The sequence below is a fragment of the Metabacillus sp. KH_069 genome (assembly GCF_057838075.1).
Map to the genome: position 1 here is coordinate 2749480 of NZ_CM174460.1, position 14570 is coordinate 2764049.

The window sequence follows — 14570 nt, forward strand, 5'->3', positions numbered from 1 at the left end:
ATCAAGGAGACTCACATTATTATTATGGATATAATCTGTTAAGCAAACGAGGGAACGGAATGGATTCGCGCACGTGTTCTACGCCGCTGATCCAGGCAACTGTGCGCTCAAGGCCAAGGCCGAATCCTGAATGCGGAACAGATCCGAATTCACGCAGCTGCAGGTACCACTGATATGCTTCTGGTGATAGATCGTGCTCTTCAATGCGCTGCTTTAGAAGTTCGTGATCGTGAATACGCTGTGATCCGCCAATGATTTCCCCGTAGCCTTCTGGTGCGATTAAGTCTGCACAGAGCACGACGTCATCGCGGTCAGGAGCTGGTTGCATGTAGAAAGGCTTAATGCCTGTCGGGTAATGAGTAATGAATACCGGTTTTTCAAAGCTTTCTGCGATAGCTGTTTCATGCGGTGCACCGAAATCATCGCCCCACTTAATGTCATCAAATCCTTTTTCATTCAAGAATTTAATGGCGTCGTCATAGGAGATTCTAGGGAAAGGCGCCTTGATTTGTTCAAGTTTAGCTGTATCACGTCCTAGTGTAGTCAGTTCAAGCTTGCAGTTTTCAAGAACGCTTTGGACAATATAAGAAACATAATTCTCCTGTACAACCAGGTTGTCTTCAAATTCATAAAAGGCCATCTCAGGCTCAATCATCCAAAATTCGATCAAGTGGCGTCTTGTTTTTGATTTTTCAGCGCGGAACGTCGGTCCGAATGAGAAAACCTTTCCAAGTGCCATTGCTGCAGCTTCCATGTAGAGCTGACCGCTTTGAGACAGATAAGCATCTTCATCAAAATATTTAGTTGCAAAAAGCTCTGAAGTCCCTTCAGGAGCGCTGCCTGTTAAGATCGGCGGATCTACTTTTGAGAAGCCTTCTTTGTTGAAGAACTCATACGTTGCACGGATGATTTCATTTCTGATTTTCATCACAGCGTGCTGACGCTTGGACCTGAGCCATAAATGGCGGTGATCCATTAAAAATTCTGTGCCGTGTTCTTTTGGTGTAATTGGATAGTTTACAGATTCATGAATGACTTCAATGCCTGTCACCCCAAGCTCATATCCAAACGGAGAACGCTCGTCCACTCTTACAACACCTGTTACATAGATGGAAGATTCCTGGGTGATTGATTTTGCTGTTTGGAATACTTCTTCAGCTACTTCTGCTTTTACGACTACGCCCTGGATGAAGCCCGTGCCGTCCCGCAATTGCAAAAAGGCAATTTTGCCGCTGGACCGTTTATTTGCAATCCAAGCGCCAATTGTTACTTCTTTATCTACAAATTTGCTTACTTCTTTAATTGTTGTTTTCACGTAATTGTTCCCTCCAAAAACCGGATCATAATATATGTACGTAATTGCTATTATACATTTGTTGCTTGCTTCGTTCAAACATAAATGTGAGCCGTCAAATGACGGCTCATCTTTTATGAATGAACACTGTTTTCTTTTACAAATCGGTCAATTCTGACTAAAGCTTCTTCAAGTGTATCAAGAGAAGTTGCATAGGAAAGTCTTACGTTGTCAGGAGCTCCAAAGCCAGAGCCTGGGACAATTGCCACTTTTTCTTTTTCAAGCAATGCTTCTACAAATTCATCTACATTTGCAAACCCAGTATTTTCTGCCGCCTGCTTTGCATTAGGGAAGAGATAAAAAGCTCCCTGAGGCTTTAAGCACGTAATTCCAGGAATTGAAACAAGCTTGTCATAAATAATGTTCAGGCGTTCTTCAAATGCTGTTCTCATCTCTTCCACCGGTTCCTGTGAACCTGCATATGCTGCGATAGATGCATATTGGGCAATGGATGTCGGATTAGATGTGCTGTGGCTTGCAAGATTTGTCATTGCTTTAATGATTTGCTCATTTCCGGCAGCATATCCAATTCTCCATCCCGTCATTGAATGAGATTTTGAAACACCGTTAATGATGATTGTCTGCTGCTTTAATTCCTCAGATATCTCGGCAATAGATACATGAGAATGTTCGCCATATATCAATTTTTCATAAATTTCATCTGAAACAATCAGCAGATTATGCTGGATACAGATGCTTCCCAGCTCTTCAAGCTCTTCTTTTGTATAAAGCATTCCGGTTGGATTGCTAGGAGAGTTGATGATGACAGCCTTCGTTTTATCAGTGATCGCAGCTTTTAGCTGATCAGGAGTCATTTTAAACTGATTTTCTTCCAAGGCGTTCACATATACTGGCACTCCATCTGCAAGCTTCACTTGCTCAGGATAGCTTACCCAATATGGAGAAGGAATGATCACTTCGTCTCCTTTATTAAGAAGAACTTGAAAAAGTGTGTAGAGAGCGTGCTTAGCACCTGTGCAGACGATAATTTCACCAGGTTTGTACGAAAGATTTTGATCCTTCTGAAACTTGCCGATGATTTCTTTTTTCAGCTCTGCAAGTCCGCCTGCAGGCGTATATTTTGTCTGACCCGCATTCATTGATTGAACAGCAGCATCAATAATATGCTGAGGTGTATTAAAATCAGGTTCTCCTGCTCCAAGTCCAATCACATCATGTCCGGCGGCTTTCAGCTCTTTTGCTTTTGCTGTGATCGCTAAAGTGGATGAAGGTGTTAATGCAGATACTCTATCGGCTAATTTCATGGATGTGTCCCCCTATTTTTTAATGGCAATATGCTTTCTAAGTTCACCATTGCTGAAATTGATTAAATCATATGTATAACGATTTTGATCGTCAATATATTTTACTTCCCAAAGCGGTACATTCTTTTCCATTCCAAGCTTGACGCTTATTACTTTTACAGGATTCTGTTCTGCTTCTACAATTTCCAGCGCTTTTTTTTCAGTTATGCCATCTGAGGCAAGCTTCAGCACAGGCTTTTCCTTCTTGTTCTCAGGAACCCATACGTAAACAGCTTTATTGGACTTATTCAAGCCTGTTATCACGTAAAACTGTTTAAGACCATTAAACGTTTCAACACTTTCGGCATTTTTCAGGTCTGTTTCTTTTAATGCACGGTCAATCGCTTCTTCATGACCATCGTTTTTTTGAGCCATCGCTGAATGATAAACGTTTAAAAAAACTCCCAGTGATACAAGCAGAAAAACGGCGGCAGCACTTGCTGTGATTACTATTTTTTTCCCCATGTTTTAAATCCCTACGTTCTGTAAATCGTAAATACGGCTTTATTTTTATCATCCTGATCAAGCGCCAGACCAAACATCAGATTTTCTCTCTTCAATGTCCGATTTAAGCCATCGACAATTTTATAGAGGTCATCTGAATGTTCTACGGTTACGGTTGATAAAATTTCGATTTTACTTTCCATGACCTATTCCTCCTATGCAAAAACAAAAATTGTAACTTATATGTCAGCCGCTAAGGGCAACAATAACAAATACAGACAACAAGATGTTGTTTTATGTACCCATTATAACAGTATCATTATCAATAAGTGAAAATAAATTTTCTCCTACCCACACCATTGCCTGTGCTGCTCACACAGGCTTTTTTTTATGTGATTCATATTGCATAATATACAATTTTATCGGCCTGATAATGCTATTCCGTGTCGGTGGCGGGTTCCTTATGATTCCAGCGGAGAATTTCATCATGAAGCTTCTCCATCCGCTCCACATGGACATCGATCGGCGGCAGGGATGCAATAAAGTGCCTGCCGTACTTTGCTTCTATAATCCGTTTGTCAAACACAAAGAGAAGTCCTTTATCCCTTTCTGTCCTTACTAGTCTGCCGAAGCCCTGTTTGAACTTAAGGATCGCTTCAGGCAGTGAATAATGATAAAAGGCATTCTTCCCCTGCTTTGTGATTTGTTCGCATTTAGCTGCAACGACCGGATCATCCGGAGGAGAAAACGGAAGTCTAACGATTATCAGCGTTGTCAGTTCATCACCCGGAAAATCCATCCCTTCCCAAAAAGTGCTCGTTCCGAGGAGAATAGCCTGATCAAATTGCCGGAAATTTTTCGTCAGCTTTGAAATGCTGCCGCCTCCTTGACCCATAATCATAAAATCTTCCAGTCCTGAATCAGCCTTTAACAGCTGATGTGTTTTTTTCAGCATATCGTAGGCAGTAAACAATACCAGCAGTTTGCCTTTTGTGGCCTTGGCAATCGCTGAAACATTTTTAGCAATAGCTGCCGTATATTCATCAAGCGTCACATGCTGCACGGCTGGAAAATCTGAAGGGATCATTAACTTCGCCTGTTCTTTATAGACAAATGGCGATTTGATCATCAGCGTTTTTGGATAATAATCTGTCAGACCAAGTTCTCTGATCATATAATCGAAAGAATGATCGACAGTCAAGGTAGCTGATGTAAGGATCACGCTTTTCATCTCTGCGAAAAACCCATCTGCCAATTGCTCTGATACAGAAACGGGCTGTGAATAGACGCTGACAGCGTTTTTCGCTCCGCGGGATTCAATTTCAATCCATTTGACAGCATCTTTTTTTTCCTTGAAAAAAAGTTTGTCCAAATCCTGGTATGCAGCGGCAAATTTATCAAGAACGGCAAAATATTCATATAGAATAAAGGATTCTTCTTCATTTTTTATCTTGTGAAAATCTTCTTTTTGTTTATTCATGATCGTCATCAAATCGTGAAGCTGAAATTTCACTCTGGCTGCAACCTCTAAAATAGCCAGCCATTTTCTGCTCTTTTTTTGATTATGTTTAAAACGATGAGTGATCCTGTTTGTTTGCACATCTTTTTCATTTTGAAGGACATAGCTGTGCAGGGTGCTGAACAGCACTCCATTATCTTCAACGAGCTGTTTGATTATGACATCCATTTCAATAAAGGCATCATTTAATCCATTTATCGAAAAAAGATGCTGTGTTCTTCTAAGCAAACCGTCTGTATAAAGGTTTCCAAGCTGATTGGTTAATGCCTGCAAGGTTAAATAGTGCATTCTTGTGCCTAAATGTTCGCAGGCGATACGCTCAAAATGATGTGCTTCATCAATAATCACTTCTTCAATATCATCAAGAAAATCACTTGAGGACGAAATACTTGATAGCAAAAGAGAGTGATTTGTTATAACAACATCCGCTTGTTTGGCGTTTTCATATGCTCTTTTATAAAAGCAGCGCGACAGCCAGGGGTTTTTGACAGAGTTTGATGATTTTTCATCATAATGAAGCCTTTGCCAGAGCAATTTCCCGCCCGATGGCAAATTAAGTTCATCAAAATCCCCAGTCTCTGTTTCGGTCAGCCATATTAGGAGCTGTGCTTTCGTTAAAATATTATCGTAATTATAATCATCTTCATTCAAATATTTTTCAAATTTACGCAAGCATAAATAATGAGATTTCCCTTTAAGAACCGCCATAAGAAACGGCTGGTTGACCGCTTTTCGGAGCATCGGAAATTCTTTTGCCATGACCTGCTGCTGCAGAGCGGTTGTATATGTACTGACTAATACACTTTTTTTCTCAGACATTGCATAGAAAATGACAGGGATTAAATAAGCAAGTGTTTTGCCTGTTCCTGTACCAGCTTCTATTAAAGCATGCTGATGCGACCCAAAGGACTCGTGTATTTCATTCATCATTTTCACTTGTTCTGTACGTTTTTCATATTGCTCAAATTGCCCCGCAATTGGTCCATCGCTGCTCATCAGCCGAGTTGAAAAGGTCTCAAAATTCTCTGATATCCGGCTGTTCTGATCATCATGAATATCTTTGGATTGTTTTCTTATTGCAATGGAACGAAAGACTTCTATGTGTTCAGGTTCTTTAAGATCAAGCAGTCTCTCAGAAATGATATCCTCCAGAACATCTTCAACATCACTTATAAATGAGCGTGATAAACGCTTCAGGGCTTGAAGAGTGGCTGGAGGCAGACATGCTGCTTTTTTGAATATATGAATAAACAATTCCCCTGTCACTTCAGCGTCGCTGTCGGCACGATGGGGATTGTCATGCTTGATGTTCAGCTCTTCGCACAGCTCTGACAATTTATAGCTGTCCGCTCCAGGGAATACAATTCTTGAGAGCTCGACTGTGTCAAGTACAGGACCGGTAAATCTCTGCATTCCGCTGCGTTCGAGTTCTTCTTGTATGAAGGAAAGATCAAAATGAACGTTATGCGCCACGAAATAAGCATCACTTAAAAGAGACGAAACCTTTTCAGCGATAACTTCAAAAGGAGCTGCATCCTTTACCATCTCATTTGAAATACCGGTTAATTGCTCAATAAAAAGCGGTATAGGCTTCAGCGGATTGACAAAGCTTGAAAAACGCTCTGCCACCCTGCCGTTTTCAATCACCACGGCTGCAAGCTGAATGATCCTATCCCCTTTTTTTGGAGAATTTCCAGTTGTTTCAACATCTATTACAACAAATCTTTGTTTCATTTTGATACACCTCAATTAATCGAAAAACCAATAACGTTATTTTACCACTTATAAAGCAAAATCCCCCAAACAATCGGGGGATTTTTAAAAAAAATTATAGAATGGTTGCCGCAGGCTCCTGGCCGAGAAGTTCGACAATCTGATTTTTTTCATTCATGATAGCCACTTTAGGTTCATGATCACGGACCTTTTCTTCTGCCACCATTGCATACGAAATGATAATAACAACGTCATCTTCCTGTACAAGTCTTGCTGCTGCGCCGTTCAGGCACACAACGCCAGACCCGCGCGGACCAGGAATGATGTAAGTTTCAAACCGGGCACCATTGTTGTTGTTGACGATTTGCACTTTTTCATTAGGAAGCATATCAACGGCATCCAGAATATCTTCATCAATTGTGATGCTGCCGACATAATTCAAGTTTGCTTCCGTCACTCTTGCACGATGAATTTTCCCCTTCATCATTGTACGATACATTATGATCTCCTCCACTGCTGTTATCTATATAAATTTCATTCTTTTTCAATTTAATTCGATTGTTATATTATCAATCAGCCTTGCTTTTGTAAACTTGACAGCAACTGCGAGAATCACGTTCCCCTTCAATTCCGCCAAGGTCTCAAGTTCAGGATAGGAATAGATCTCCGCATAATCAATTACGCCATCTGTATGAGCCGACAGATAGGATGACACTGATTCAATTATGGCCGCCGGGGATTTTTCCCCTTTCATCATCCTTTCTTTTCCTGCCTGCAGGGCTTTATAAAGATGCGGGGCCTGCTCCCTTTCATCTTCTGATAAATAAACGTTGCGGGAGCTTTTTGCAAGTCCGTCTTCTTCCCTTACTGTCTGAACGGGAACGAGCTGGACAGGGAAATGAAAGTCTGAAATAAGTCCGCTGACAACCGCCACCTGCTGAGCATCCTTCATGCCGAAATATGCGCGGTCAGGACCGATCAGATTAAAAAACTTAGTTAACACTGTTGCTACACCATCAAAGTGGCCGGCTCTTGATTTCCCGCATAAAACATCGGTCCGCTTCTCCACTCTGACTGTAACGGAAGGCTCGTTTTTGTACATTTCATTCACTGATGGAGCAAAGATATAATCTGCACCCGCCTCTTCGGCAAAACGTGTGTCCCTCTCCATGTTTCTCGGATAGGAATCAAAATCTTCATTCTCTCCAAATTGCAGAGGATTGACGAATATGCTGATGATCAGGATATCATTCTGGCTTCTTGCCTCATGCATTAATTTCAGATGTCCTTCATGAAGAAAGCCCATTGTCGGAACAAACCCAATCGTCTGCTGTGAGTTTTTATGCTCTTTCATACTCTGCTGCAGTTCTTTTATTGCTGTAATGATTTTCATTTGGCTTGAGTTCCTCCATATAGAGACTGAAGTTCCTCATCTTTCATCGTAAAGGTATGTTTTTGTTCAGGAAATTGTCTGCTCTTTACTTCTTGCACGTATTCATTCAAAGAAGTTTTAATTTGTCCGCCAATATTCGTGTACTGCTTTACAAATTTAGGCACACGATTTACACCGTATCCGAGAACGTCATGATAAACAAGCACTTGTCCATCTGTTTCGGATCCTGCACCGATTCCAATGACAGGAATGGTTAATCTATTTGAAATTTCTGAAGCGAGCTGTCTTGGCACACATTCAAGCACTAAAGCGATTGCTCCCGCTTCCTCGCACTGTTTTGCGTCATGCATTAATTTTTTTGCACTTTCAGCATCTTTTGCCTGTACTTTATAACCGCCAAGTACACCGACTGACTGAGGAGTCAGCCCTAAATGGGCAACAACCGGCACTCCCGCCGCTGTAAGCGCTTCAATAATTGGGAGCACATCATCCGCACCCTCAACCTTTACAGCATGCGCCCCGCTTTGCTGCATGATTTCAGCTGCATTTTTTAAAGATTGCTCTTTTGAAAAGTGATAGGACATAAACGGCATGTCTGTCACAATGAAAGTAGAAGGCGCTCCTCTTTTGACAGCCTTTGTGTGATGAATCATATCACTGACTGTAACCGGCACCGTAGAATCATAGCCGAGTACAACCATGCCAAGGGAATCACCGACTAAAATCATATCCACGCCAGACTCTTCTGCAAGCTTAGCTGAAGGAAAATCGTATGCGGTAAGCATCACAATCGGTTCATGCTGCTGCTTCATTTTCATAAAATCCAATCTTGTTTTCATTTTTTCCCCTCCCATTAATTGCAGAGGAATTTCATAACCGAGTGACATGAAAAAACCTTCTTCAAATAGGAAGAAGGATTATACTCATCGTATCCAGCCGGCTTTTCATCCCTCTGTCCCAGTCCGCATTCCGGATCAAGGCAGAACTTTTATTCAAATATGTGATAAAACTAAGTGCAGGTGCAGTTCCAATTAAGGATACTACCCGCCTAGAATTATAACAGAAAATAAAAGGGGATACCAATTTATTGTTGAAGGTCATAGTTAACAATTAAGACTGAATTTCGATATCTGCTGAATAAATTTTTTCAATTTTGCCTTCGGCTGTTTCAAGAAGGAGCACACCTTCATCATCAATTCCGATGGCACGCCCGCGAATGGTGCCTTGAAGGGTTCTTGCAATAAGGTTTTTATTCAGGCTGATGGCATAGCTTTCCCACAGCAGCTTTACAGGTTTAAACCCATGAATCAAATAGCTGGTATAGAGCTTTTCGAAATTTTTCATAATGGCCTGAATGACCTGTGCCCTGTCAGCCGGTTCTCCCGTTTCTTCAGCAATGGAAGTTGCTATTGCCTGCAGCTCCTCAGGGAATTGATCAAGAGTGTGATTGACATTCATTCCGACTCCGATGATGACAGAATGGACTCTGTCTGCTTCTGCCTGAAGTTCCGTCAAAATGCCGACAATCTTTTTGCCGTTTATCATAATATCATTCGGCCACTTGATTTCTGGTGTAAGTCCTGTCACTTCTTCAATCGCCTGGATAAGAGCGACAGCAGTCAGCAGGGTTAGCTGCGGTGTTTTGTTAATCGGAATCTTCGGTCTGAGAATCATGCTCATCCAAATGCCTGTCTGCTTTGGAGAGTACCACGCCCGGGCAAGTCTGCCTCTTCCGCCTGTCTGCTGATCCGCTACGACAATTGTTCCCTCCTCCGCTCCATCCCCCGCTAATGAGTGGGCAATTTTTTGTGTGGATGAAACAACCTCTTCAAAATGAATATGACGGCCCATAAATTCTGTCTTCAGTCCAAGCTGTATTTCATTGCCGCTGATTTTATCAGGTTTATGAGTGATTCTGTAGCCGCGCTTTCTCACGGCTTCAAGCTCATACCCTTCGCTTCTTAAATCTTCAATATGCTTCCAGACTGCAGTTCTTGAACAGCCAAGAGTTTCACTTAGTTTCTGTCCTGATAGAAATTCCCCTTCAGATTCTGAAAAAGCCTGCAACAATCGTGTTCTTAAATCAGATTGCACGATGCTAACATCTCCTTAATAGCTTCCTTGCTGTTTTCGACTTCATCGTTCACAACGGCGAGCTCAATCTTTTTAAGTAATTCGCCCATCCACGGGCCTGGCTTTTGACTGCTGATCTTCATCAGGTCAGCTCCGCCAATCGCGAGTTCATTTTTAGAGTGAATCGGCAGACTCTGGTAAAGTGCTGTTAGCGCTGCCGTTCTCTCGCAGGATAGCGCTTTCCCTTTTATTAGGCAATAAACAGCTTCTACTTCAAGGGTGCAATGCAAGCCTGCCTCGTAAACGGACAGCCTTGTCCATTCACTCTTCTTGCGTTTTTGCAAAAATAAACTATTTTTAGCGATCATCTCAATTTGACGATTTGAAAGCTTCCAGCTTCTTAAAAATGCTTCTATGCTGCTTATTTCCAAAACATCCAGCAATGCTGTCCAGCGTTTTTCGGTTGAAGACAAGCTGTTAATTGGCAGGTCACATGCCTTCAGCATCTGCTGTTTTTTCCCTTTTAAACCAGGAAGGTAATCAATAATGCCTGTTTCTGCAACGAGCTTTAAAGCTTGCCCGCTTCCGTCTCCAGCCATGATTTTTTCAAACTCTGCCGTCTTTCGCTCGACAGATATTTTTTCAAGCAGATGTGTTTTCTCACAGATTGCCTCATACGTATCTCTGCTTAAAGAGAAGCCTAGCTGGCTTACAAACCGGACGGCTCTCATCATTCTCAGTGCATCTTCAGAAAAGCGCTCATGCGGACTGCCGACAGTCGTAATCAGCTTTGCTTCAGCATGTTCTTTCCCTTGAAAATAATCAATGATTCTTCCTTCATCATCCATAGCCATCGCATTTACAGTAAAATCCCGTCTTTTCAAATCTTCCTTCAGGGAAGAAACAAATGTTACCCCGCTTGGTCTGCGATTGTCTTCATATGCAGACTCCGTTCTGAAGGTCGTAATTTCATAATGGATGCCGCCAACAATCACAATCATTGTCCCGTGCAGAGATCCAATATCAATTGTCTTTTCAAAAAGACCTTTCACTTGTTCCGGCGCTGCAGAAGATGCGATATCTACATCTTTAATATCCTTTTTAAGCAGCTGATCCCTTACAGAACCGCCTACAAAATAGGCTTCAAAACCATGTTCTTTTAACCTTCGGATCACCGGAAGCGCGTCTTGAAATTCTTTATTCATCACGCTCACCAGAATTCAGCAATCCGTAGTAAAGATCCTCGTACTGCTTCACGATGAGGCTAGAATGAAATTCTTCCTGAGCAATTCTCACAGACTCTGCTGACATTCGTTCATAGAGCTGTTTGTCCATTAATATGCAGCTTGTTTTTTCGGCAATTGCTTTAATATCCCCTACATCACATAAGAAACCTGATATTCCATCTTTAATTACTTCAGGAATGCCTCCGATGTTTGTAGCGACACACGGCACACCGCAGGCCATTGCCTCAAGAAGAACCAGACCGAAGCTTTCCTTCTCAGATAATAGCAGTTTCAAATCACTGATCGAATATAACTCTTCCAAGTGATTTTGCTTCCCAAGAAATAGAACGTTTTCTTTAATTCCAAATTCTTTGACCAATTTACACACGGATGTCATTTCTGGACCGTCGCCTACTAGCAAAAGCTTTGATTTGACTTTTTCTAAAACACGCGCAAAAACACGGACAACATCCTGAACCCGCTTCACTTGCCGGAAATTCGAAACATGGATGATGACCTTTTCGTCTTCTGAAATTCCGTATTCGCTTTTCAAATGAGCTGCATCCTGTTTTTGATAAATGCGTTCATCAATAAAATTATAAACCGTCTGAATTTCTTTATCCGGGTTCAGCAGATCATAGGTTTGATCAGCAAGAGCTTTTGAAACAGCTGTAACAGAATCAGAAGCTTCTATGCCAAACTTGATCATATTTGAAAGAGATAAATCATGTCCCAAAACCGTTATATCTGTTCCGTGCAGAGTGGTGACAATTTTAAGATGATCGCCTGTCATTTGTTTGGCCAAATGCGCGCAAATCGCGTGAGGCACAGCGTAGTGGACATGAAACAGGTCAAGTTCTTCACGCTTTGCTACTTCGGCCATTTTACTTGCAAGGGCAAGATCATATGGCGGATGTTTAAAGACCGAATACTGATTGACCTCTACTTCATGGAAAAAAATATTGTGATACATCTTGTTTAACCGGAAGGGCCTGCTTGTTGTGACAAAATGAATCTCATGTCCATTTTCAGCAAGCTTTTTCCCAAGCTCCGTCGCTACTACACCTGAACCGCCGACTGTAGGATAGCAGGTTATGCCTATTTTTAATTTCTTCATCATCTGTCCCCTATTAAATCTTTGTCGAGCAGAATCGGGGATTTTGTTAAAAATCCCTCCGCATACTTAACGCCTGCCTCTTTGCCGAATAAGCGCTCACGGCTCTCTACGCTTTCTATGTATCCATTAATTAATGGCGTGATTAACGAAGAATCACTTTTTATAAACTGACTTTCATACGCTCTTAAACTAGAGAGTTTTTTATCCATTGTATCTGTTATATCGACCACAAAATCCGGCTTATGGTACCCATTGATCATGTAATAATATAGACGGTTTACACGATGAGGGGGAAGGGCGCCGGGTTCGCTTACTTTTTTCACACCGGCTGAAAAACTCGCTTCTTCCACCAGTTTCGCGCAATTTCCGTGATCGGGATGACGGTCTTCATACCAGGGAACAAACACAAGCTGCGGCTTGTATTCCCGGATGACTGATACAATCTTTTCAATATATTGCTCTTTCAGGTATAGTCCTCTGTCTGGCAGATTGAGAAAAATACGTTTATGTATGCCGAGTATACTGGATGCACGTTCTGCTTCTTCCTGCCTGAGTTCTACAGTACCGTTGGATGACAGCTCTGCTTCTGTTAAATCGCAAATGCCAATTTTGAAGCCATGCTCTGCATATTTTGCAAGAGTTCCTCCCATTCCGATTTCAGCATCATCAGGATGAGCTCCAAAGGCAAGGATATCAAGCTTATTCTTTTCCATAGTCGTCATCGATTTCTTTGTCATTTACAATTGATCTCCATTTCAAATCACCGCGTTCAAGTCCGTGTATTAGGATTTCAGCAGTACCCATGTTTGTCGCAAGCGGAACGGCATAAACATCACATAACCGGATAAGGGCTGTAACATCAGGCTCATGCGGCTGCGCTGTAAGCGGATCTCTGAAAAAGATGACCATATCCATTGCATTGTTTGCGATGCACGCTCCAATTTCCTGATCGCCGCCAAGAGGTCCAGATTGAAAACGGTGAATACTAAGTCCTGTAGCTTCAGTAACTTTAAAACCGGTCGTTCCTGTTGCATATAGCTTGTGCTTCTCAAGAATCCCTTTGTAAGCAAGCGTAAATTGAATTAAATCATTTTTCTTCTTATCGTGAGCTATGAGTGCAATATTCATCAGACATTCCCCTTTAGTCGATTAAATTTTCAAGCCCGTAAACCAATACATCCAGTTTCATAATTTGCTCCACGCATAATTTTACGCCTGACATGAAAGATGCCCGATTAAACGAATCATGACGGATGGATAATGTCTGTCCGTCCCCTCCGAACAAGACTTCCTGATGAGCGACAAGCCCTGGAAGGCGGATGCTGTGAACATGAATTCCCTGATAATTTGCTCCCCTTGCTCCCGCTAATGTTTCTTTTTCGTCAGGATGGCCCTGTTCTTTTGCCTCTCTCACTGCGGAAATCATTTCAGCTGTTTTAAGTCCTGTGCCAGAAGGTGCATCAAGCTTTTGATCATGATGCATTTCAAGGATTTCTACATCACTGAAGTATTTTGCAGCCATTTGTGAAAATTTCATCATTAAAATAGCTCCTATGGCAAAGTTCGGTGCGATAATGGCGCCAATCCCTCTGTCTTCTGTCAGCTCTTCAAGTTCCTTTAAATCGGCATCAGAAAATCCAGTCGTCCCCACAACAGGTCTTACTCCATATTCAAGTGCTTTCTTCGTATGTATTTTCCCGATTTCAGGTGTTGTCAGATCAATTAAAACGTCCGGCTTCGTTTCAGAAAAGCATTTCTCAATATCTGTGTAGATAATGGCATTGCTTTTAAAATCATCTGCTTCACTGAGCTTTTGTCCATCAAATTTATGATCAATGACACCCACAAGTGAGAAGTGTTCCGTTTCTTCCACAAGTTTAACGGCTTCTCTTCCCATTCTTCCCCTAGGTCCTGCAATAACAATTTTGATTGTTTCCATGTCTGTTTCTCCTTAAGAATCAATTTTGGTCCAGCGGTCTTTGTCTCTAGTATTAAACTTCTTCATCACAAGGTTATGCGCTTCTTCAAGATCAATATTTAAAGAATTCGCAAGGCATATTAAGACAAATAATATATCGCCCGCTTCTTCCTCTATTTTTTTTTCCTGTTCTGTCTGCTTTTTTGGTTTTTCACCGTATGTATGATTTATCTCACGGGCGAGTTCGCCCATTTCTTCTGTTAACCTCGCCATCATAGCAAGCGGACTGAAGTAGCCTTCTTTAAATTGCCCAATATAGTCGTCAACTTCTTTTTGGAGATCTTTCATCGTTTTATTGTTCATGATTCTTCACCTCATCTTCATTCCTTTCCATGTTAGCGGGTCTGCGCCTTTTTGACAAATTTTTAGGTCGTCTTTAAGCCTCCGATTGCACCTTTTGTTTCCATCATCTATAATATTATCGCTAAGACTTAGAGCAGAGGATGATG

The 14570-nt window shown here is 41.7% G+C and carries 15 protein-coding genes; all 15 read right to left on the reverse strand.

What is annotated here, in order from left to right; genetic code table 11:
- Positions 1 to 22 precede the first annotated feature (22 nt).
- The 15 genes from asnS to AC3ISE_RS13805 all read right to left on the reverse strand — a co-directional run bounded on the left by asnS (position 23) and on the right by AC3ISE_RS13805 (position 14424).
- The gene (gene asnS, locus AC3ISE_RS13735; protein WP_133310385.1) at positions 23 to 1315 is read right to left on the reverse strand and encodes an asparagine--tRNA ligase; all 1293 of its coding nucleotides are present in this window, start codon (positions 1313 to 1315) and stop codon (positions 23 to 25) included.
- A gap of 113 nt (positions 1316 to 1428) precedes the next feature.
- The gene (locus AC3ISE_RS13740) at positions 1429 to 2619 is read right to left on the reverse strand and encodes a pyridoxal phosphate-dependent aminotransferase (protein ID WP_489221428.1); all 1191 of its coding nucleotides are present in this window, start codon (positions 2617 to 2619) and stop codon (positions 1429 to 1431) included.
- Positions 2620 to 2631: 12 nt separating this feature from the next.
- Entirely contained in the window at positions 2632 to 3123 is a 492-nt protein-coding gene (locus AC3ISE_RS13745; protein WP_489221429.1) for a cell wall elongation regulator TseB-like domain-containing protein, read from the reverse strand.
- 11 nt (positions 3124 to 3134) lie between these two features.
- The gene (locus AC3ISE_RS13750) at positions 3135 to 3305 is read right to left on the reverse strand and encodes a YpmA family protein (RefSeq protein WP_070878095.1); all 171 of its coding nucleotides are present in this window, start codon (positions 3303 to 3305) and stop codon (positions 3135 to 3137) included.
- Between the two features lie 233 nt (positions 3306 to 3538).
- The gene (gene dinG, locus AC3ISE_RS13755; protein WP_489221430.1) at positions 3539 to 6355 is read right to left on the reverse strand and encodes an ATP-dependent DNA helicase DinG; all 2817 of its coding nucleotides are present in this window, start codon (positions 6353 to 6355) and stop codon (positions 3539 to 3541) included.
- A gap of 94 nt (positions 6356 to 6449) precedes the next feature.
- Entirely contained in the window at positions 6450 to 6833 is a 384-nt protein-coding gene (panD, locus tag AC3ISE_RS13760; protein WP_489221431.1) for an aspartate 1-decarboxylase, read from the reverse strand.
- 45 nt (positions 6834 to 6878) lie between these two features.
- Positions 6879 to 7727, reverse strand: a complete 849-nt coding sequence (panC, locus tag AC3ISE_RS13765; protein WP_489221432.1) for a pantoate--beta-alanine ligase — start codon at positions 7725 to 7727, stop codon at positions 6879 to 6881.
- A complete protein-coding gene (gene panB, locus AC3ISE_RS13770) occupies positions 7724 to 8566 on the reverse strand; it encodes a 3-methyl-2-oxobutanoate hydroxymethyltransferase (RefSeq protein WP_489221433.1) in 843 nt (280 codons plus the stop codon). Before panB ends, panC begins: the two co-directional genes overlap by 4 nt.
- A gap of 271 nt (positions 8567 to 8837) precedes the next feature.
- On the reverse strand, positions 8838 to 9821 hold the full coding sequence (locus AC3ISE_RS13775; protein WP_489221434.1) for a biotin--[acetyl-CoA-carboxylase] ligase: 984 nt from the start codon (positions 9819 to 9821) through the stop codon (positions 8838 to 8840).
- On the reverse strand, positions 9806 to 11005 hold the full coding sequence (locus tag AC3ISE_RS13780; RefSeq protein ID WP_489221435.1) for a CCA tRNA nucleotidyltransferase: 1200 nt from the start codon (positions 11003 to 11005) through the stop codon (positions 9806 to 9808). The genes AC3ISE_RS13775 and AC3ISE_RS13780 overlap by 16 nt, the downstream gene beginning before the upstream one ends.
- A complete protein-coding gene (gene bshA, locus AC3ISE_RS13785; protein ID WP_489221436.1) occupies positions 10998 to 12146 on the reverse strand; it encodes an N-acetyl-alpha-D-glucosaminyl L-malate synthase BshA in 1149 nt (382 codons plus the stop codon). The genes AC3ISE_RS13780 and bshA overlap by 8 nt, the downstream gene beginning before the upstream one ends.
- Entirely contained in the window at positions 12143 to 12880 is a 738-nt protein-coding gene (gene bshB1, locus AC3ISE_RS13790) for a bacillithiol biosynthesis deacetylase BshB1 (protein ID WP_489221437.1), read from the reverse strand. The genes bshA and bshB1 overlap by 4 nt, the downstream gene beginning before the upstream one ends.
- Positions 12843 to 13271 (reverse strand): methylglyoxal synthase, encoded by a 429-nt coding sequence (mgsA, locus tag AC3ISE_RS13795; RefSeq protein ID WP_489221438.1) that lies wholly within the window; start codon positions 13269 to 13271, stop codon positions 12843 to 12845. Before mgsA ends, bshB1 begins: the two co-directional genes overlap by 38 nt.
- Positions 13272 to 13284: 13 nt before the next feature.
- Positions 13285 to 14082 (reverse strand): 4-hydroxy-tetrahydrodipicolinate reductase, encoded by a 798-nt coding sequence (gene dapB, locus AC3ISE_RS13800; protein ID WP_489221439.1) that lies wholly within the window; start codon positions 14080 to 14082, stop codon positions 13285 to 13287.
- A gap of 12 nt (positions 14083 to 14094) precedes the next feature.
- Positions 14095 to 14424 carry a nucleotide pyrophosphohydrolase gene (locus tag AC3ISE_RS13805; protein WP_070878115.1) on the reverse strand — a complete coding sequence of 110 codons (330 nt, stop codon included), beginning with the start codon at positions 14422 to 14424 and terminating at the stop codon, positions 14095 to 14097.
- Between the last annotated feature and the right edge of the window lie 146 nt (positions 14425 to 14570).